Annotated in this window: 16 protein-coding genes; 1 reads left to right on the top strand and 15 read right to left on the bottom strand. The window is 61.3% G+C overall.

Going from position 1 to position 19264, the window contains the following annotated elements; all coding sequences use genetic code 11:
• Positions 1-274: 274 nt before the first annotated feature.
• The 9 genes from AC5RW2_RS36915 to AC5RW2_RS36875 all read right to left on the bottom strand — a co-directional run bounded on the left by AC5RW2_RS36915 (position 275) and on the right by AC5RW2_RS36875 (position 7765).
• On the bottom strand, positions 275-853 hold the full coding sequence (locus tag AC5RW2_RS36915; RefSeq protein ID WP_494032727.1) for a PIN domain-containing protein: 579 nt from the start codon (positions 851-853) through the stop codon (positions 275-277).
• A gap of 4 nt (positions 854-857) precedes the next feature.
• Positions 858-1367 (bottom strand): helix-turn-helix domain-containing protein, encoded by a 510-nt coding sequence (locus tag AC5RW2_RS36910; RefSeq protein WP_494075108.1) that lies wholly within the window; start codon positions 1365-1367, stop codon positions 858-860.
• A gap of 383 nt (positions 1368-1750) precedes the next feature.
• Positions 1751-2110 carry a hypothetical protein gene (locus AC5RW2_RS36905; RefSeq protein WP_494032729.1) on the bottom strand — a complete coding sequence of 120 codons (360 nt, stop codon included), beginning with the start codon at positions 2108-2110 and terminating at the stop codon, positions 1751-1753.
• 320 nt (positions 2111-2430) lie between these two features.
• Positions 2431-3192 carry a hypothetical protein gene (locus tag AC5RW2_RS36900; RefSeq protein ID WP_494037152.1) on the bottom strand — a complete coding sequence of 254 codons (762 nt, stop codon included), beginning with the start codon at positions 3190-3192 and terminating at the stop codon, positions 2431-2433.
• Between the two features lie 214 nt (positions 3193-3406).
• Positions 3407-4213: a PH domain-containing protein gene (locus tag AC5RW2_RS36895; RefSeq protein ID WP_494032731.1), complete on the bottom strand. Its 807-nt coding sequence runs from the start codon at positions 4211-4213 to the stop codon at positions 3407-3409.
• Between the two features lie 104 nt (positions 4214-4317).
• On the bottom strand, positions 4318-5418 hold the full coding sequence (locus AC5RW2_RS36890; RefSeq protein ID WP_494032732.1) for a type I restriction endonuclease: 1101 nt from the start codon (positions 5416-5418) through the stop codon (positions 4318-4320).
• 253 nt (positions 5419-5671) lie between these two features.
• Entirely contained in the window at positions 5672-6217 is a 546-nt protein-coding gene (locus AC5RW2_RS36885; protein ID WP_494032733.1) for a hypothetical protein, read from the bottom strand.
• Positions 6218-6656: 439 nt separating this feature from the next.
• Entirely contained in the window at positions 6657-7196 is a 540-nt protein-coding gene (locus AC5RW2_RS36880; RefSeq protein ID WP_494032734.1) for a DUF6932 family protein, read from the bottom strand.
• Positions 7197-7585: 389 nt separating this feature from the next.
• Positions 7586-7765 carry a hypothetical protein gene (locus tag AC5RW2_RS36875; protein WP_494032735.1) on the bottom strand — a complete coding sequence of 60 codons (180 nt, stop codon included), beginning with the start codon at positions 7763-7765 and terminating at the stop codon, positions 7586-7588.
• 216 nt (positions 7766-7981) lie between these two features.
• On the opposite strand from AC5RW2_RS36875, the gene AC5RW2_RS36870 reads away from it, so the two are divergent.
• Positions 7982-8545 carry a recombinase family protein gene (locus tag AC5RW2_RS36870; protein ID WP_494032736.1) on the top strand — a complete coding sequence of 188 codons (564 nt, stop codon included), beginning with the start codon at positions 7982-7984 and terminating at the stop codon, positions 8543-8545.
• A gap of 525 nt (positions 8546-9070) precedes the next feature.
• On the opposite strand, the gene AC5RW2_RS36865 is transcribed toward AC5RW2_RS36870, so the two are convergent.
• The 6 genes from AC5RW2_RS36865 to AC5RW2_RS36840 all read right to left on the bottom strand — a co-directional run bounded on the left by AC5RW2_RS36865 (position 9071) and on the right by AC5RW2_RS36840 (position 18704).
• A complete protein-coding gene (locus AC5RW2_RS36865) occupies positions 9071-10114 on the bottom strand; it encodes an enoyl-CoA hydratase/isomerase family protein (RefSeq protein ID WP_494032737.1) in 1044 nt (347 codons plus the stop codon).
• Between the two features lie 260 nt (positions 10115-10374).
• Entirely contained in the window at positions 10375-12123 is a 1749-nt protein-coding gene (locus AC5RW2_RS36860) for a 2-hydroxyacyl-CoA lyase (RefSeq protein ID WP_494032738.1), read from the bottom strand.
• A gap of 478 nt (positions 12124-12601) precedes the next feature.
• Positions 12602-14005: an MFS transporter gene (locus tag AC5RW2_RS36855; protein ID WP_494032739.1), complete on the bottom strand. Its 1404-nt coding sequence runs from the start codon at positions 14003-14005 to the stop codon at positions 12602-12604.
• 12 nt (positions 14006-14017) lie between these two features.
• Positions 14018-15445 (bottom strand): phenylacetate--CoA ligase family protein, encoded by a 1428-nt coding sequence (locus tag AC5RW2_RS36850; protein WP_494032740.1) that lies wholly within the window; start codon positions 15443-15445, stop codon positions 14018-14020.
• 28 nt (positions 15446-15473) lie between these two features.
• Positions 15474-17231, bottom strand: a complete 1758-nt coding sequence (locus tag AC5RW2_RS36845; protein ID WP_494032741.1) for a 2-hydroxyacyl-CoA lyase — start codon at positions 17229-17231, stop codon at positions 15474-15476.
• Positions 17232-18029: 798 nt separating this feature from the next.
• Positions 18030-18704: a GntR family transcriptional regulator gene (locus AC5RW2_RS36840; RefSeq protein WP_494002548.1), complete on the bottom strand. Its 675-nt coding sequence runs from the start codon at positions 18702-18704 to the stop codon at positions 18030-18032.
• Positions 18705-19264: the final 560 nt, after the last annotated feature.

The raw sequence follows: 19264 nt of genomic DNA, 5'->3' as shown, positions 1-19264 counted from the left end.
TGATGTATAGCTGATGTATATAGGAACCCTGCGCTCTTTCCTGCTCAAGGTCCCCGTTGACCCTTCCTCATAGCCCGGCCACGGACACAGGCGCACAGCCATTGCAGACGGCTCAGCCCGTGGTGTGCGTGGCGGGTGCGGGCGGGTTCTGACTGCGTCTGTTTCAGCTGACGGTGTCCGGAGCGCAACGACATATGCGCTGTTATCGGCGTCTGGGGCCGGCCGTGAGCTGCCAGTGGAGTTGGTGCTCGAAGGGATGCCGGACCGTCGCTGTCTAGAGAATGTCGCGGATCAGCCCTGTCGCAGCATCCATTCCATAGAGCTTGTTCAGTGAATCCAGAATGTAGTCCGGGGAATGGGGCTCGTACTGCTGGCCGGATCGCCGGGACATGGCCAGTACGGCTGCGAGACCGAGATCGGGGCGCATGGAGACGGTTTCGTAGGCGAAGTCCTGCGGATTGATGACGGTGATGCCGTCTGGGATCTTGGCAGTGGGAAAGTCCCGGGAATTGTCAGTGACGATACTTCCGGCACCACCCACAACGGCGGCCGCCAGCACGTGTTCATCATCAGGGTCGGGCAGACCGTATGTGCCGTCCAGGCCCTCCCAGCCGGTGACGATGGAATCGCTGAAACTTGACCGCATCTGCTCTGCCAGATGCCGCGCCTTCTCCCGGGCCTCGTCCGGATCCATCCCGCGGTCGATTTTCTTAAGCTCTTCGTTGGCTTCGACTTCTCCGAGGATGGCTTCGCTGAAGATGAAGCGGTAGGCACCTTCGAACGCGAGGGAGAGGAGGAAATCCCGCTGCGTGCTCGGCCAGAGTACGCAGCTGTCCAGGAGCGCGGTGAACATGCCCCTATGCTGTCATCTGCCCGCGTCGGCGGCGTCCGGCCAGCTTGCGGGCTTCCTTCATCCGCTCGGTGGCGGCTTCCGTGGCTTCGTCGTCAATATCGCCCATGGACGCCAGAGCGTCATACCGTTCGGCCTTTTGCGCTTCTTTGTATGCGAGTACGTCCGCGAGTTTTACACGCCGATGGGTGCCCGGCTTTTCAAACGGGATCTTGCCCGTGTCGAGGAGACGTACGACGGTAGGGCGGGTGACCCCCAGAAGCTCCGCGGCCTGCTGGGTCGTCATTGTCATGGAACTGGGAGTGATCGTCACGGCCAGGCCTTTGCGCATCGCTTCCACAGCCTTGACGAGTACCTGGTAGATCTCGTGGGGGATTTCCACCTGGTCGCCGGGTTCGGAGCCGGACAGGAAGAACTGCGGCCGCGGCGGTGTCCCTTTTCTGGCGGTGTGGGCCTCGATGAAGTCGTAAATTTCGCCGGCGTCGGGTGTCTCAGGCGCGAAAAAGGTTTCCTTCATCGCAGTGCTTGTACCCATGGTCGCTCTTACCTCTAACTCGATCCATGGACTGGATCGCTTTCGTTTCTTTCGTTTTATCCTAGGCCTCGGCGCGCCCCTGGTCCAGTCCCACGAATACGGAGCCGGGAGCTGCATTGCCCAACGGCTTGTTTGCGGTGCTGAACGCGGACCGCGCACATGGCGTGCATAGAACCGGCAGGACGGGGCCGTCTCTGAACTTGGCGTCGGGCCATTCTTTCCGACCGGCACCCAGCACGTAATCCTGTGGGCAGTGACCATGTCATATGCGCTGTTATCGGCGCCTCGCGGCTGTGCTGTATTCCGCGTTCCCCGGCAACAGGCGGGACCGCAAGGCGGCTTGCCTCCGATAACGCCCACTTATGCTACCGATCCGGCGGCCCCGTCTTTCGGCCCGCTGCGACGGTGGGAGTAGGCCTGAGGTCCAGGTAAAAGGCCACCGGGGCAGTGTTGGTTTTCCTGATCACTTCATTGCTGTAGACGCGGCCGCACACTGGGCAGAGCGTGTAGAGGTCGTCCTCATCCTTAGGCCGTTCCGCCAGGCCGTCGGGAACGGTGGTGAACTCGGAGTGAACCGGGACGCCCTTGTCATTGGTGTCGATCAGGCCCTTGTCATGGGCAGTGTTGCCGCAGACGCAGGTCAGGCTCTGCGGGTCACCGCCGATGACCTCTGCGTACTCGTCCCCGTACTCGATCTCTTCGTAATCGGTGGCATCATGGATCACTTGGTTCTCCCCGTTTGTGTTGGGCAGTGCTGATGCCGATTATCTGGCCCCCGTGCATCCGGCACCACCGCATTCTTATAACGGATGCGACGCAAAAGCCTCGGTCCGGCCCAGGACAGCCCTGTGAGGGCGGCACGGAGAGCCAATCCGCGCCGATCCCCATGCAGCCAGCACCTGGCCGGTTCAACTGACCGGTTCAGGGGCCGAGCCCGGGGGCCCGGCTGAAGGAGACATATGCACTGTTATCGGCTCTTGTCTACCGGATGCTACGCGTCCGGGATTGTTTTCCAAGGCAGCGGCAGGACGCCGGCGGCTGCAACCTACTTGGCTTCCAGTTTGGCGAGTCGTTCGGCGATCTTGGTCCCGGTCCGCTGGTTCTCCGGGATGCGGTTCAGCCAGCGTTTCAGGACGGCGATCTCCTCGTCCTTCTCGCCGAGTTTTCGGTGGATGATCGCCGTCTGTTCGGTGTAGGCCGGTGCGGGCATGCCGCCTTTGCTGTCTTGCTCAGCGCCTTCAATGGCCTGGTAACACAGCTTTAGGGCCTCCTGCAGCCGGCCTTCGCGCTTGAGCTGCTTGATGGGTTCGACCAGCTCAAGGTAGTGGATACCGTCCACCATCCCGGCCTTGAACTGCTCGGCCCGGTCCCCGCCTCCGGCCAAGGCCTCCTGCACCATCTGCGAGTTTTCTTTGGCCGCGGCCACGGTCCGCTCCCTCGCCGTAAGCGGGGGAGGATTGCCCGCGGTGTGGCGCCACCGGGGCGTCCCTGCATCGAGCCACACGTAGGCCTTGGCGCGGAAGCCGCCCTCGCGCAGCACATGAAGCTGATAGGGGACCGGAACGCTGGTCCCGGGGCGCAGCGGCAGCATCTTCGCGACACCGGCAGGCAGGTTGCCGACCTTTTCACCCTCGATGAGAACCGCAACAGCGTCGGGATCCACCGGATTATCGGGCTCCCGTTGGAGCTGTCCCTGGCACTCGTGGATCCCGCGTACGCCCAAGCCCTTGCGGTCGGCCAGCGAGACGACCGCGTCCTTGGCGAATGTCGTGGTACCGGCCAGCTCGACGCACCTGTTGATGTCCATGCGCATTCGGAGAACAAACTCCCCGCCAGGTTTGTTGGTCCTGCTATCGGTGCTGCTGAAAGCGCGCTTGACCCAACTGCCCAACCCCATGACGATCTCCCCCGGATGTCTCGTACTGCCGCGGGCTCTGCGGCGGTCCATGGCCCGACTCTAACATCGGATGGTCAGCCCGCCCCGTCCTGATCACGGCGGGGTGGGTCTGTCGAGGCCGGTTTCAGATGCGGCTCAGGATCTGGGCCTTTTGGGCCTGGAACTCTTCATCGGTCAGGATGCCTTTGGCGTGCAGTTCGGCCAGCCGCTCAATTTGAGCGATGGGGTCTGCGGCGGCAGCGGAGGGTGTGGCAGGAGCCGGCTGTTCCTTCAATTGGCGGAATGTGCGGGCGATGGCATCGCCCTGGCCGTGACCGAGTGCGCTGATAACAGCAGACGTGCCCGAGTGGGTGACTGTCAGGGTCTCGCCGGTCATTTTCTTGCCAAGGGAGATGGCGCCGATGGAGCTGAGCGAGAAGTCTGTCATAGCCTCTGAGCCGAGCATGCTCTTTTCAAAGAACAGCAGACGCTTGTCGGTGAGGGCGACGATCCCTGTCTTGTTGGCGTATTGGCCCACGCCCAGGGCGTGGACCAGTTCGCCCCGATCAAGGATGTTGGCCAAGTGATTGATCTCCTTGCGGCCGAAGATCCTGTTGGAAAGCTTCGCAGCGGCGGCCGGGATGCCGTGGTCGTACAGCAATCCTTCCGGCAGGTGTTCGGCAATGGTGGCCAGATGCTCAAAGTGCTTGTCACCGAGCCCCTCAACAGTCCAATCAATGTCGGTCCCGGTCGGCGATTCTGTGATGTCCCCGTGGATTCTGGCTGCCCAGCGGTTCTTCATGATCGCCCGCGGAACCTCGATATCAATGCTCCGGCGGTCAGCATGAGCCATCTGGAAGTCTGTTTGACCGACGGCTTGCTGCACCCGTGCAAGTGCCTCATCTATGCCGGCGAGAAGCGTCCAGCCTGCAGTCCTGGAGATAGTTGCCATGATGTGTTCCCCCTGAATCATCCCGATTGTGGCCGCTCCCGGCCACAGCCTCACTCTATGGCGAGAAATGGACCCAGGAGCGGATTCTCGAATCCCGCCGCGTACTAACTCGGTGAGAGATAGCCTTTGACCGTTGTTCGCAGGGCTTCGGTATGTTCGTAGATCTCTTCCAGGGAGCCGATGGGAACCCGTGTTTCGGCTTTGTCGCCATCGAACAGGCCGATGTACTTCTGGCTCCTGTTGAAGTGCAGCCGGGCGATCGGTTTGCGGTTGTTGTCATCGAGCAGGACGGCGAAGTAGGACTTCGCGTCCCGCTGGGTGACCCGGGTTGGTTTGACCTCGCTGCAGACGATGGCTCTGACGATCTGGTAGCCCTCAAGTTCTTCCAGTGTTGTCTCAACGCTGTCGGCCTGGGTCAGGTCGCTTTCCACTGCGGGTTCACTGGTGACGGTTGCGGCAATGGCCGCATCGTCGCTGTGTGGGTAGTTCGGTGCGCCTAGAGCGGTCTTGAGGCGTTCGTTGACCTGGTCGTTGAGGAACTGTTTGGTTGCCTTGGCCACCAGCCCGGTGAACTGCTGACGGACCTTTTGGGTGTAGGCGCCCTCGTAGACGCGGGTCGTGAAGAATTTGACCCACTCGTCCTCGGGTTCCTTGAACTGGGAGGCGAGGATTCTCTTGATCTGGCCGATGTACTTCAGCTCGCCGGCCGCGTTAATGATCGAGTCCAGGTCGAAGACGTCCTTGGACAGCTTCTGCAGTTCCGGGATCAGCGTCTCGTCGATGTCGTTGAGGTCGAGCACCAGGAACGGCTTGGGGTCCATCTTGTTGGGGGCGTCCAGGTCGGTGAAGAACTGGTAGGTCTCGCCGTTGGTCAGGATGGCGATGCGGGCGTTGGTGACGGCGAAGTAGCGGTAGAGCTGGGAGGCGTGTTCGATCCGGACCGGTTCTTTGGATTTCTTGCACTCGATGAGGATCTGGACCTCGCCGTCGTGCATGATGGCGTAGTCGATCTTTTCGCCCTTTTTCACGCCCACGTCGGCGGTGAACTCCGGGACGACCTCCAGCGGGTTGAATACGTCGTAGCCGAGGATGGTCGAGATGAACGGCATCACGAACGCGTTCTTGGTCGCCTCTTCGGTCTCAATGGAGGCCCGCTGCTGGCGGACCTTCGCTGCCAGCGCCGTCAGTCGTTCCGCAAAATCCATCACTTCCCCCTCGAATTGATTGACTCCGGCCACCGTATCGCAGGAAGCAAAGCGTGCCCAGATCCGAGAAGCGAATCGGACGAGTAGCTCTCAGATCCGGGGCTGGAATACCCTTTGCGGTACCTAGAAAACATGACGGGTTATGTGACGCCGAGTACGCCAATGGAGCACCTGATCCGGGTTGTCACGTAAATCGGTCGTATAAATGCCAGACGAAAAGCGTCGGTGTTCTCGCTGCTACGTCTACTGAGAGCTATGTTTCAGAATCCATTTCCAAATTGCTCTCTATTTCATCCATGGACCCATCCCATTTAGTGATTCTTCGAGCTTTCAAGGATCGCGTCATTGACCGTCCAGGGGCGTTGGTGACAGTCATTTCTGCCTCAACCTCGACAAGGTCGTCTGGATTCCAAGTAGCCCAAGGACGTCCCTCTAGCTCCGATACATCAATCCTTACGTTGCCAAACTCGGAGGCGAGGAGCTCCCATTTCTTGCCGTGGCTGACGGTTCTTAGGGTTCCATGAATGGTGACTTGTTCTGTATCCAGCTTGCGTCCGGAGATCACCTGCGCAATGAATACGGCGTCGCGTGCCGTGAGGTTGAATTCAGAAACGGGGTGCAGGGGCTGGGTCCATCGCATATTCAGGTCGAACCCGTTTCCGGATGAAGTTTCCGCGAAGCTCTTCAAAGCACTAGCGACACGTGGTCCCAGCTCCCGTACCGCTGTGGTGAAGGCGGAAGCAGGATCGCCGGGTTGATGCTCGCCGGCAGAATGAAACAGAACGACTAGTTCTGACATGACAGCGTCTATGAGCTGGGTATCCGAGTCGTTAAAAAGTTCACCCCTATGCCGCAGCTCTTGGACTGGAGCCAGTTGAGGCGTCAAATCGAGAATTATGGATCCAGGCCGAGGGGCTGCGCGGAGGCCCAAAACAGTCTTCGCTGAAAACTCTTGAGGAACTCGGCCACGTATGCTTTGAAATCCGCCAAGCGAGGCTCCAATGGAAGTAACGAGACGTTGGAAAGCAAGGCCCAACGAAGTGACGGCTTCTAACGGAGCCTCATGTCCATGAACGCCTTGACCAGAGAGCCGAAGGGAACCGACGGATGGAGCCTCTCGGGTCAGTACAGTTTCCCCACGATGGCGTTCCATACTTACTCGGCTTAAGTCCGCGGATGATAGGACTGGTTGTGCGGCAATTTCTGCCGCGAAGAGAGCTAAGAACTCCTGGGGAGAATTAGGTCGCGAAGCCATCCAAAATCACCTCCACGTATCCTCTCACTGGAATTGCATCCTCATCGGTGGCTGGAGCCGTTCGGTCCAATTTGTGACGTTGAAGCCAGTCATCCCAGTAACCTCGTGCTAGGAGTTCGTGATGATCTCTCTGACTTTCGGGTCCATTCGCAGCGCGAGGCGTCCAATGGATGACATATGAATCGACCAGGATCCCTTTGGATTTAAGTTGTCCTCCGCCATTGAATAAAGCGACTACTTGTTTGGCTTCTTCGGTAGGAAGACCATCGTAAGCATTGCCTAGGACGATATAGATGGCGTCGATGTCTGAGGGCTCCGCCTTGCTGGAAAGAAACGAGCCACCGATCCAAACCGCAGCCACGGGAACGGTTTGGCGGAGCGTTTCCGTCGCGAGCTGGAAGTGTTGCCAGATCTGTTGCCGGCGACTTTGGCCGAACTCAGTTTCTGGTACGTACTTAGCTGCGACCTCGTCTAGTGTCCAGCGATAACGGCCAGGAAGTAGGAACTGTACGTCAGCGACCATTGTCGGCCCGACCGAAAGTACTCTCCATCAAATATCCCCCATCTTGTTGCAACTTACATTAGAGCAAGACAGAGGGAGAGAACCGATTTCGCCTGTCCGAGTGAGGCCACAATCGCACCCTCCTCTGACTTCAAGATAATGCGTACTGCAGCTGCCATCGTTGTCGTCACCGGGGGGAGTTCCGACGGCTTGGCGTAGTTACTGGCTTGGCGTAGTTACTGGTACAGCGTTTCGCGGCTGCTGTCGAATCCCCGGGCAGGCCTGTCTTTTGTTCGCCGGTGGCAGCTCGTTGCCGCAACTGAGTTGCCTGTTCCGGGGTGAGGGTCTTTTTCCATCCGCGGTAGGCGCCGCGTTGTTGGCCCAGAGTGATGCCTTCGCGTTGACGTTCCTTAATAAAAGGAGCGTTCGAACTCGGCGAAGGCGCCTATAACTGAGAACATGAGGCGGGCAATCGGGGAGTCCGCGTCGGTGAAGACCAGGCTTTCCTTGACGAACTCCACCCGCACTCTCTCGGGGGCGAAGCGCAGGAGCTCGGCCAGCTGGGCCGGGCCGTGTCCCGGCGGAGGCATCGTCTGTCACCAACCCCGTCCGGTACCTGGCCCTCATAGGAACCCGATCCGAGGGCGTCTCACCAAAGGATCGTTTACTAAGACCGGCGGTATGGGCCACCGCCCCCCGGCCCGAGCCCCGGATTCCCGGGGCCGGCATCGTCTCATCAATATGTCTCACGTCTGATGTTCTCAGGAATCGGAATTATGGCCTTTGATGGGACTGCGGGGAGCGGCATGGCAAGCATCGGATACGCCAGGGTCAGCACTCTGGACCAGAACGCGGACCTGCAGCACGCGGCGCTGAAGGCCGCCGGCTGCAAACGGATCTTCACCGACCATGGCATGAGCGGCACGCGGGCCAGCCGGCCCGAACTGGACCGGATGCTCGAGCACCTGCGGGAGGGGGATGAGGTGGTGGTCTGGAAGCTGGACCGGCTGGGCCGCAGCACCCGGAATCTGCTGGCGTTGATCGATGAGCTGGAGGGGCGGGGCGTGCACTTCCGGTCACTGACCGAGGGCATCATCACCACGGGCCCCATGGGCAGGGCCATGTTCACGGTGATGTCCGCGTTCGCCCAGCTGGAACGTGACCAGCTGGCTGAGCGGACCAGGGCGGGCATGGCTGCAGCCGCCGCCAACGGGCGGCGGGCCGGACGGCGCGAAATCAGCGCAGGGGACCGGAACGTCCAACGCGCCCAGGAACTGAAAGCCCAGGGGCTTAAGGCTGCCGACATCGGCAGGATCATCGGCGCCAGCCGCGCCACCGTCTACCGGTATCTCAGCCTGGAGGCCGACTGACGGGGAAGGCTGTCAGGGTGCTTAGCCGGGGCGTCAGGTTGGGGGTGTACTCCAACTAGGCATCTCGCACGGGCGCTTATCCCTATAAATGCGTCTCGGAACAGCAGTTGAGAACAGCCAACCGGGAGTTACTTGCAAGACATGGTGGCAAGATGGTCCGTTCCTTGCACGGGAAGGGAATCAGCTGTGTCTTGCCGGGGTCCTGCATTGAATGCCATGCAAGACGGCTCAAAGCCCGGGATTGCGACACCGAGCGATCACAGAATGCCGCCACCAAGCGTTGAAGTCCACAGGATTTTGCACCCTATTCTGATGGATTTTCAGGTACCTGCCTGACGTCAGTTTGGGGTGTACTCCAACCTGACGCCCGACCGCGTCGGTATTCAAGGCTGCGAGATGAAGCTGCGTCGTCTCCGGGTGCGGCCCCTTACTGACAGGGAAGCTGGTTCCCCTGCATACAGTTAGGTCCCGTGGACATCATCACGTTGGCGATACGAGCACGGCATGGCGTTTATCTGCAGCTGATCAGACTCGAGGGGTGCTCATCATCGAGTGCATTAGCTGATCCAGGATCGGTGTCGGTTCCGCCCTCCAGATCGGTGTCCGGTCCTTGTCGATCAGGACGGCACGGATCCCTTCCGCGAAATCCTCCGAACGGGTGATGATCCTGGTCATCTGCAACTCCATTTGGAGACACTCATCCAGGGTCCGCTGACTGCCCCACTGGATCATTCCGAAGGTGGTTTCCATGCTCTGGGGCGAGCAGTCGTCCATTGTCCTTTGCACGGCCCTGGACCAGGTGCTGTCCACGGCCAGGAGCCGGTCCCGGATACAGCCGAGTGACGCGGCACCGAAGCACCAGTCGATTTCGCTCCGGTGTTCTGCAAGGTATCCCCCGCTCTCGGGCTTCTGCCGGCCGGCACGGGCAAGGACCTGAGCGACCGGCTGCCCCTGACCCTGGCCCAGCAGCTGCGGCAGCATATCGATGGATGCGGCGGGCACAAAGTGCGTGGCCGCACCGCAGTACAGCGCGTCCCGGTAATCCATCCGATGCCCCGTCAGGCCCAAAAACATGCCGATGGAACCGGGCAGTCTCGGCAGGAAGTAACTGGCCCCGACGTCGGGAACGAAGCCAATTGCCGTCTCGGGCATCGCCAGCACCGCGTTCTCCGTCACGACCCGGAAGCGCCCGTGGATGGACAGTCCGATTCCTCCTCCCATGCAGATCCCGTCGATCAGTGAGATCACCGGCCGCGGATAGCTGGCCAGACGGAAGTTCATCCGGTATTCCGTCGAGAAAAAGTTCTCGACCGCCTCGTAATCTGCAGCGAGCACATCATGGCGAACCGTCTTGATGTCCCCTCCGGAGCAGAAGGCTTTCGGATGCGCGGACCGGATAACGACAGCGTCAACGGGCGCTGCCTCCCAGCTGTCCAAGGCACCATGGATCGCATTGATCATTTCCGTGTTCAACGCGTTCAGTGCCTTCGGACGGTCCAGAACAATTTGCCCGATTCCATCGCTCAATTGCGCCTGGACGAATCCCGAAGCCGTATTTTCTGTCGACATCTGCTCGACTCCTTTGCATAGGGCTGAATCATCGGTGTCCCCGCGCCTGTCGGCGGAGACCTGAACTGTACGCGTTGTCAGTGACGGTCGAAGTGTGAGCCGCTTTGCCGGTTGAAAAGTGAGCCACGATGGCCTTGGTTATTCTGCCGTATTTTCCGGTCTTGTCGAGGGCAGCGAAAGACCCATGACGGGGCGGGTGTAGCCGCAGAGCGCGCGAAAAGCGGACTCAGCCGCTAACTGCAGTTCAACAGCATCGATTCTTAAGTGCAAAGCCCGGAGGCGGGTTCATCGGCGGAACGACGTCGGATCTCCGCGTCGTTCCAAGGCATGAGGGCTTGATAGTCCGGTACGAAGCCCAGGCCTTTCGTTGCATCTGAGGAAACCGCGTCCCGGGTGACGACGACATCCAGTACTGCTGGCGCGGCTTCCATAGCGCGACGCAGAGCAGGTAATAGATCATTGGGGTCTTCAACCCGTTCTCCGTATGCACCTGCTGCTCGTGCCAGGGCTGCGTAGTCGGTCGCCCCGAGTTCAGTTCCTACGACAAGGCCATAGTTGGTTTCTTGGTCATAGCGCTCAATGTTCCAGGCTGAGTTGTTGGCAACAATGAAAACGGCCTTGGCTCCGTGCCGGACGGCGGTGTCAAGTTCAATCGCATTGAATCCAAAAGCACCATCACCGCTGACGCACACCACTGGCGTGTCTTCGAACTCGAGCGATGCAGCGATGGCGTATGGAACTCCCACGCCGAGGCAACCGAAGGCGCCAGAGTCTAGATACTTACCGGAAGGCAGGCCAATCCGCGCGAAGCTCAGCAAATCGCCGCCGTCTGCAATCAGGATGGGGTTCTGTAGGCCCAATTCATGCAATGCATCGAAAATTCGATTTGGATGCATCAACCCATCTGATCCAGCGGGGCTGTCACTCAGACCTGCCCGCGAACTTTGAACACGCCGGGCATGCTCGGCACGCATCTCGGTTGCCCAAACTTCATCGGAATCCCGCTGCAAAGAACCGACGATCGCGGTGAGCCCGTCCAGCGCAACGCTCACGTCGGCTAAGATTTCGACTTCTCCCCGCCGGTTGTCTATGAGTTCACTAGCCGTATCGGCGATACGAATGAAACGGGCATTCGGCCAGGCTGCCGGAGAACCATATCCGAGCTGATAGTCGAGTTTGCGTCCTACCACCAAGACCAGGTCGGCATCGGCCATGGCTCGACCTCGGACAGCGCCTACATGGGCTGCATTGTTTTCTGGTAGGAGGCCTTTCGTCTCCTGTGTATCAAGATAGACGCAGTCGGTACTCTTCAAGAAAGCTTCTAGAGCGTTGGCGCTTCGCCGTGCTCCGCGGCCAGTGACGACAACAAGTCTCTTGGCCTCGGCTATCAGGTTTGCTGCCGCGTTGAGGTCATCAGGATTGGCAAACGAGGAGCGGCGAGCTTTGGAAGCCATATGTTCGTCCAAAACCAGCGCAGCCGGCACTGTCTCGCGTAGGACGTCTGTCGGTATTTCTAGATAAACCGGGCCAGGAGCCCCCCCATCACCGAAAGCGCGTGCAACAGCCTCGTCTAGTTCCCTTATCACCTGCTCGCTCACTCGTGCCGTTCGTGATTGACGTGTGATGGGACGAAGTATCTCAGTGTGAGCGACATCCTGCAGCGGTCCCATATTGATCTGTGGCCGGGGCGGACAGCCACCTATCAAGAGGAGGGGGGTGCCCGAGATGTGAGCGTTGGCGATGGCCGTTACGGTATTAGTTACGCCAGGGCCAGCGGTGACCATGGCAACCCCAAGTTCACCAGTTAGCTCAGCATGCGCCTGGGCCATGTGCACGGCGGCCCGTTCGTCGCGTACATCGACGATACGTATGCCTAGTCGAGCGGCCTGATCCCAGATGGGCTGAATGTGCCCTCCCTGTAGTCCGAAAATCGTGTGTACACCCCTACGTTTCATGAACTCTGCAATGTAGGTCGAAACTTCCTTGGGTGGGGTGGGATACGAACTCATGAGGGTTGTCCTTTCTACAGCGGGCGTAGGCTCATCGGCGTGATGAGCCGAACAAATGAAAATCGGTCTCGCTGACTGCACAGAGAATCTTCTGGATCGCCTGTACCGGAGCGACAAGGCCGGAAAGGCATTGATAACGAGAGGAACGGGAGAGGACTGTTAGCAGGAAGGTAGAGGGCGGCCAGGGCTAGGAATCCGACGGCGAACACCGCCAGCGTCGACAGCAGCGCGGAGACGGGGTCTGCCGGGTTGAACATTGCGGCGGCGATGAACGGCGCGAAGACCGCGTAGGCGCTCCACTCGTACTACTCGAGGATGTTGCCGACGGTACTGGCGATCAGGGAGCGCTTCTTGGAGATGCCCGCCACGCCTCTACCAACGACCTTGTCGGGACGCTGGTCGCCAGGAACTCACGAGTCGTGGCGACCAGGCCAGCAAGCGGCCGGGTGACCGGGGCGATCAGGCTTGTGGCCATTGGTCAATCTCCCCCCGATTCCCGGGACAGCGCGCCATTCTCCATCGAAGGCTGCGAAACGGACTCATCCGGGCCAGCGTCCGGAGCGGTGTCGGGAGCCCGACGGGTGCGGGACGGATCGTTCACAACGTCAGCCGGCAGCGCGGCCAGTAGCACCGCACCCAGAACCAGCAGTACGGCGGCGCCGTAGAGAGACGAGACCGTGGAGCCGGTGAGGTCGCTCAGCCAGCCCACCAAGGAGGTGCTGACCATGCCGGAAATGTTGCCGACCGAATTGATCAGCGCAATCCCGCCGGCGGCCGCGGCGCCGCCGAGGAAGGCCGACGGCAGCACCCAGAAGGCCGCCTGGGTGGTGGATGCACCGGCGGCGGCCAGACAGAGGCCGAATAGTGCGACAAAGGTGTTGTCGATCCCGACGGCGGTAATCAGCAGGCCGCAGGCGGTGACGAAGCACGGCAGCGCCGTATGGAAGCGCCGCTCGCCGGTGCGGTCGCCGTGAATGTTGTTGAGGATCATCGCGATCACGGCCACGGAATACGGGAGGGCGGTCAGCAGGCCGATTTGCACGGTGCTCTCTACGCCGGTGCCCTTGATGATCGTAGGTAGCCAGAAGCTGACTATGTAGATGCCGAGAGCGACGCAGAAGTAGATGCCGCTGAGGAGCCACACCTTGCGGTCCTTGAGCATTGAGGTGAACTTCAGGTGGACGCGGGTGGTTCTGTTGCCGGCTTCGACGGCCGCTAGGACGGTATCCTGCTCTTTGGGCGAGAGCCATTTCGCCGACCGGACGTCGTTGTCCAGGTAGACCAGCACCAGAAGGCCGAGGACCAGCGACGGAACCGCCTCGATGACGAACATCCAGCGCCAGCCGGCGTAGCCGCCGACCCCATTGAAGGCGCTGAGTATCCAGCCGGACAGCGGGCCACCGAAGACCGACGCCATCGGAATGGCCGCCAGAAAGTAGGCGAAGACCCGTCCACGGCGCGCCGCGGGGTACCACAGCGTCAGGTAGTAAAGGATGCCCGGGATGAACCCAGCCTCAGCAACACCGAGCAGGAACCTCAGCGCATAGAAGATAGCTGGGCTGTCCACCAGTGCCATCGCTCCGGAGATCAGCGCCCAAGTGACCATGATCCGGGCGATCCAGACCTTGGCTCCGATCCGGTGCAGCATCATGTTGCTCGGCACCTCGAAAATGATGTAGCCGACGAAGAACAGACCGGCGCCGAGGCCGTAGACGGTGTCGCTGAACCCGAGATCGGACTCCATCTGCAGTTTGGCGAAGCCGACGTTCACCCGGTCGAGGTACGCCGCGGCGTAGCAGATGAAGAGGAACGGGATGAGGCGCCGGGTCACGCGTCGATAGATGCGGTCGACTTCACGGGGCGACGCGGTTGTTGTAGACATAGCTCATGCTCCTCAGCCGAAGTTACGGCGGTCATCAACGCGCCGGGCCTTGTGGTCGGTTCGTTCGAAAGTGCCCATGGGCACGACCTCGACGCCGACCCTGAGGCCGACCATTGCGTGCAGCTCCCTGGCGACCCGTTCGCGGAAGGCGTCGGCGACCTCGCCGGTCACTTCAGGGGTGTGGTGCTCGGCTCGGACGAGCATTTCGTCCATGGAGCCGGTGCGAGTGACGATGATGCGGTGCTCCCCGCCGTAGTGCTCGATCTGACGCAGAGTGTTGTCGATCTCGGTCGGGTACACGTTCTCGCCGCGGATGTGCAACATGTCGTCGATCCGACCGTAGATGCCGCGTGGGAACCGCGGGTAAGTGCGACCGCAGGGGTTGTCGGTGAGTTCCCAGCTCGCCAAGTCACCGGAGGCGAGCCGGATCATCGGCTGCGAGGTGCGCTCCAGGTGGGTATAGACCGGCGTGCCCTCGCCACCGAAAGGGACGGTCCGATAAGTCTGCGGGTCGCACACCTCGTGGTAGACGATGTCCTGCCAGAGCAGCATGCCCTCGGGTGTGCCGGCTGTGGCCGATGCGCTCATGAAGGGCGTCATCTCCGCCATCGTTCCGCAGTCGATCACAGTGGCACCGAAGGAGTCCGCGATCGCCTTACGCACCGACGGAACTGAGGCTCCCGGCTCGCCGGAGAAGAACATCACCTTGATGCCGAACTCCCGTGGGTCGATGCCTTCATTGTGGGCAACCTCGGCAAGGCGCAGCGCGTAGGAGGGGGTAGCGTAGAACGCTGCCGGCTTCGACGTGGCCAGCCAGCGGACTGCGCGAGCGGTCATGCCCGGGGCGCCGGCACCGAACGGGAAGACCCTGCAGTGCAGCCGCTCCGCTCCGGCAAGCGCGCCCCATGAGCCGAGATATAGGCTAAACACCGCGGCTACGAAGACGGTGTCCCCTGGGCGGATGCCCATGCCCCACATAACCCGCGCGTGGTTGTTGGCGATCACCGACCAGTCATCGCGGCCGATAGCGAACGTCGTCGGGGTCCCGGTGGTGCCAGACGTGCCGTGGATGTGGTGGATTTGCGACGTGGGCACCGAGAGGTAGTCGCCGTAGGGTGGGTGCTCGGCCTGTGACTCGCGCAGGTCCTGCTTGGTGATCACGGGCACCTGCTCGAAGGTCTCAAAGGAAGTGATGTCGCCGGGCTCGAGGCCGGCCTCGCCCCACTTGCGCCGGTAGAGCGGCGAGGTGGCCCATGCGTACTCCATCACCTCGCGCAGGCGGATCAGGATCATCTCGTTACGCTGCTCGGGGTCCATGGTCTCGCGGTTGCGGAACCAGTACGGTGAGGAGGCGTCAGGGAAGTATGTTTCGTCGTACCTCGGGGGGAAGCCCCACTGCTCCATCGGCTGGTCTATGCAGGTCAGGATCTGGCTGGTCATCGTTGTCCTCTCGGGTTGATGCGGTTGGTCAGCTTTGAGACGGGCTAGGCATCTGGGTCTTGGTCTCGGTGCGCCGGGCGATCTCGCGGTCGTCCCACGGAGTGAGGGCTTGATACTCGGGGACGAACCCGAGGCCCTTGCCGCCGTCTGGGGAGACCGCCTCGCGGGTGACGTCGACGTGCACCACGGCGGGCGCGTTCTCCAGCGCCTTGCGCAGGGCGGGCACGAGGTCCTCGGGGTCCTGGACACGGATGCCAAAGGCGCCAAGCCCCTCGGCCATCTTCGCGTAGTCGGCGGCGCCGAGCTCGGTGCCTGCAACCAAACCGTAGTTCTCCTGCTGGTCGTAGCGCTCGATATTCCAGGCCTGGTTGTCGGCGACCACGAAGACCGCCTTGGCACCGTGGCGGACGGCGGTGTTCACCTCCATCGCGTTGAGTCCGTAGGCGCCGTCGCCGTTGACCGACACCACCGGCCGATCGGGGAACTCCAGCGCTGCAGCGACTGCGTACGGCACCCCCACCCCCAGGCACCCCAGGGAACCGGGGTCGAGGTAGGTGCTGGGCTGCAGCCCGAGCCGAGCGAAGCTGAGCAGATCTCCCCCATCGGCGACCAGTACCGGGTCCTCCAGCTCGAGCTGATGGAGGGCGTCGAAGATTCGGTTGGGGTGCATCCGGCTATCGGAGCCGTCATCCGCAGTAGCCAGGGACTCACGGTAGCGGGCAGACCGCTCCTCGTGCCCGCGGCGCAGTTCGTCCCGCCAGGCTGGGTTGGGCCGGTGACCGGTCTCAACGAGCAACTCTGTGAGTTCCTGGAGTGTCCTGGCGACATCGGCGAGCACCTCGACCTGACCGCGTCGGTTGTCGCTGAGCTCGACGCTGGTATCGGCGATTCGGATGAACCGAGCCTGCGGGAAGACCGCCGGCGAGCCGTAACCGAGCTGGTAATCAAGCTGACGTCCGAGGGTGATCACCACGTCAGCCTCGCTCATCACGCGTGAGCGCATTGAGCCGACGTACGCCGGGTGATCAGTGTTGAGTAGGCCCCGGCTCTCCTGTGTGTCCAGGTAGGCGGCGCCGGTGGCGTCCAGGAAGCCGGGCAGTATCTCCCGGGATTCGCGGGCGCCGCGGCCGGTTATAACCGCGACCCGTTTCGCCCCAGAGAGTCCGCTGACCAGGGCCTGCAGCGTCTCCCGATCTGCACGGGTACGGCTCTTCTCGACCCTGGCTACGTGTTCAGGCAGCACCACCCCGGCCGGCACCTCGGCACGCAACACCGCGGGAGGCACCTCAAGGTATACCGGACCTGGGCCAGCGAGGTCGCCGAGCGCCACGGAGTACGCCTCCGAGAACTCGCGCAGCACCTGCGCCGGTTCGCGGAGGGTGCGGGCACGACGGGTGAGCGGGGTCAACATGCCCACGTGGTCAATGTCCTGCAGCGCGCCCATGTTCGCCTGCGGACCCGGGGCGCAGCCACCGATGACCAGAACAGGGGCGCGTGCGATCGAGGCGTTCGCGATGGGGGTAACCGTGTTAGTCACTCCCGGGCCAGCGGTTACCAAGGCGATGCCGGGACGGCCGGTTAGCTCCGCCTGTGCCTGAGCCATGTGCACCGCGGCCGCCTCGTGGCGAACGTCAATAATTTGCACTCCTCTACGGGCCAGCTGGTCCCACACGGGCTGGATATGACCGCCCTGCAAGCCGAAGACGCGGCGGACGCCGTTCGCAACGAGGAAATCAGCAATCAGGGCGGCGACTGAAGCAGGTGACAATGGGACTGGAATGCTCATGGTTCTCCTCGGTGATGTGTGTCACGTTGTCGTCACACGATAGCATTCTGAATACAGAATTCAATAGCTTTTCGAGGGTGAAGAGGCCTGCCGGTTTTATCGTGCTTAGTCTTATTGAGCGATCCGCCGATGGCGTGGCAGCCAGTTTGCCCCGTTTAGCGGGTCTCATACGCCCGGTAGCGGTAGCCTGACTACGGGATCGGATCATGGCGGTGGACGTCGACCGGGCTGTTGGTCAGACAAGCGAGCTGGATTTTGGCGTCGGCCATGGGGCCAGCGAGCCAGCAGTAGTGGGGCTGCCGGGAGGGTTTGAGCCCGCGGCGCTCAGTGAGACCGGATGCTGTCGGCTGCGAGCTCTTTCAGGAGCCGTAGAGAGTCTTTTTTCACGGCAGGTTCGCCTGCGACAGATAGGCCGTTGCGCGGCGCAGGACCTCATTCTCCTGCTCGAGTCAGCTTTTTCACGCCTCAGAGAACTCAGTGTTCTCGACGGCGGTTGTCCTGGGTTGAGCCCATACTCGGCGTCGGCTTGGTACATCCCGCTGCAAAGCCAGAACTCAGCCATGCGAAGTCGGCAGCGATCTGCTTTATCGTTCCCCGGCTCGCTGTGGGGCACCGTTAACCACGTCGCGGATCTCCTTGGGATACTGACTCGGGGACGCTATAGATCCTTCCCTTGACACCTCTCAGCGCAGAGTCCGCTCCGGAGCCATAGGACATTCGAGACCTGCAGATCAAGAACGCTGGATCTACGAGCCTCAGTCCGGGCGCTCTCAGCGATCCGGAGATCAGAGTCAAGAATCAGGCAGTGGACTTCGCCGCCGCTAGGTTCTCAAGCATCATCGTGCGGCCATGCTCAACATGGTGGCGGGCGCGCTCCGCCGCCGCCTCAGCGTCACCGGACAGTACGGCGCCGACGATCTGCTCGTGTTCCTCCCACACCCAGGACGGCACGCCACCACGGGCGAGCACCTCGGTCATCACCCGCCTGATGCTCTGGCTAAGCAAGACGGCGGTGTCGATGAGGAAAGGGTTGCCGGTGAGCTCATAGAAATATGTGTGGAAGTCGGCATCGGCTGTCACGAGATCAGCGAAGTTCCGGGTCGTTGCGGCGGCCTTGCCACGCTGCATGATGTCAGCAAGTTCCACACGCATATCGCGCGCGCTGGCCTTCGTGGACGAGAGCCGGACTGCGTGGACGTCGAGGAGTTCCCGCATGTCGTAGAGGTGGTTCACGTACGCGGCGTCCATCGGGACCACCTCGAGCCCCCGCTTGCCGGCCTCCCGCACCAAGCCATGCCGCTTCAGGAGTACAAACGCATGCTGAACGGGCTGGCGGGAAACCCCGTACCGTGCGGCGATGGCCTCCTGACGCAGTTGCTCACCACCACCGATCACGCCACTGCAAATGTCGTCGATGATGAGCTCATAGACCTGCTCGGCTAGCGGCGGCGCAGTTGCGACGCGTGGCTTCATCGGCTCCTCCTATGTATTCTGAATGTCAATCATACTCACGGCGGTGATCGGTGCTGGTCTTTAGCTGGCCGCTTCACCGTGAGGATGTGTACTCAAACCTGGCAAAGCTGTGGGCGTACTGTGAGGACTTGATGCCCAGTGGCTCCGGGGGACTGAAGTGGATGCCGGGGAACAGCACGGGGATACGCAGTAAGGTTCCTGCGACTGGACGGTCCCCGAGATCAGATTTTTCTTCCCTTCGGTGCGGTAGTCATGACGGTGATTGTGGTGATGGGATTCATCAGGTTGCGGAAGACCAAGGCCCCGGAGGCAGTCATGGGCAAGAACGGCGATAAGCCATCTGCCCAATAGCTCGGACGCCATGCCTCACAACGGACGCGACATAAGAAATCCGCCCATACCTGTACTAGGCAACAAGATGTCAGCCGTCTTGACGAAGGACCGGCTCTATATAGGCTACTTGCTAGTAGTACTTTGTTAGGTCGGTGGTGCGTGTTGGCAGTAGGGGCAGCGGCTAAGCAGTTGGACGAGGTGTTCCTGGAGTGCTTTGAGGACCTCGT

It is taken from the genome of Arthrobacter sp. B0316-1-20 (assembly GCF_059091865.1).
This window is presented reverse-complemented; position numbering and strand designations above follow the sequence as displayed.

Bases quoted from the DNA above. Each gene is read 5' to 3' on its own strand.
- AC5RW2_RS36915 (WP_494032727.1), bottom strand. From the start codon at position 853: ATGTTCACCGCGCTCCTGGACAGCTGCGTACTCTGGCCGAGCACGCAG.
- AC5RW2_RS36910 (WP_494075108.1), bottom strand. From the start codon at position 1,367: ATGAAGGAAACCTTTTTCGCGCCTGAGACACCCGACGCCGGCGAAATT.
- AC5RW2_RS36900 (WP_494037152.1), bottom strand. From the start codon at position 3,192: ATGGACATCAACAGGTGCGTCGAGCTGGCCGGTACCACGACATTCGCC.
- AC5RW2_RS36895 (WP_494032731.1), bottom strand. From the start codon at position 4,213: ATGGCAACTATCTCCAGGACTGCAGGCTGGACGCTTCTCGCCGGCATA.
- AC5RW2_RS36890 (WP_494032732.1), bottom strand. From the start codon at position 5,418: ATGGATTTTGCGGAACGACTGACGGCGCTGGCAGCGAAGGTCCGCCAG.
- AC5RW2_RS36885 (WP_494032733.1), bottom strand. From the start codon at position 6,217: ATGTCAGAACTAGTCGTTCTGTTTCATTCTGCCGGCGAGCATCAACCC.
- AC5RW2_RS36880 (WP_494032734.1), bottom strand. From the start codon at position 7,196: ATGGTCGCTGACGTACAGTTCCTACTTCCTGGCCGTTATCGCTGGACA.
- AC5RW2_RS36875 (WP_494032735.1), bottom strand. From the start codon at position 7,765: ATGCCTCCGCCGGGACACGGCCCGGCCCAGCTGGCCGAGCTCCTGCGC.
- AC5RW2_RS36870 (WP_494032736.1), top strand. From the start codon at position 7,982: ATGGCAAGCATCGGATACGCCAGGGTCAGCACTCTGGACCAGAACGCG.
- AC5RW2_RS36865 (WP_494032737.1), bottom strand. From the start codon at position 10,114: ATGTCGACAGAAAATACGGCTTCGGGATTCGTCCAGGCGCAATTGAGC.
- AC5RW2_RS36860 (WP_494032738.1), bottom strand. From the start codon at position 12,123: ATGAGTTCGTATCCCACCCCACCCAAGGAAGTTTCGACCTACATTGCA.
- AC5RW2_RS36855 (WP_494032739.1), bottom strand. From the start codon at position 14,005: ATGTCTACAACAACCGCGTCGCCCCGTGAAGTCGACCGCATCTATCGA.
- AC5RW2_RS36850 (WP_494032740.1), bottom strand. From the start codon at position 15,445: ATGACCAGCCAGATCCTGACCTGCATAGACCAGCCGATGGAGCAGTGG.
- AC5RW2_RS36845 (WP_494032741.1), bottom strand. From the start codon at position 17,231: ATGAGCATTCCAGTCCCATTGTCACCTGCTTCAGTCGCCGCCCTGATT.
- AC5RW2_RS36840 (WP_494002548.1), bottom strand. From the start codon at position 18,704: ATGAAGCCACGCGTCGCAACTGCGCCGCCGCTAGCCGAGCAGGTCTAT.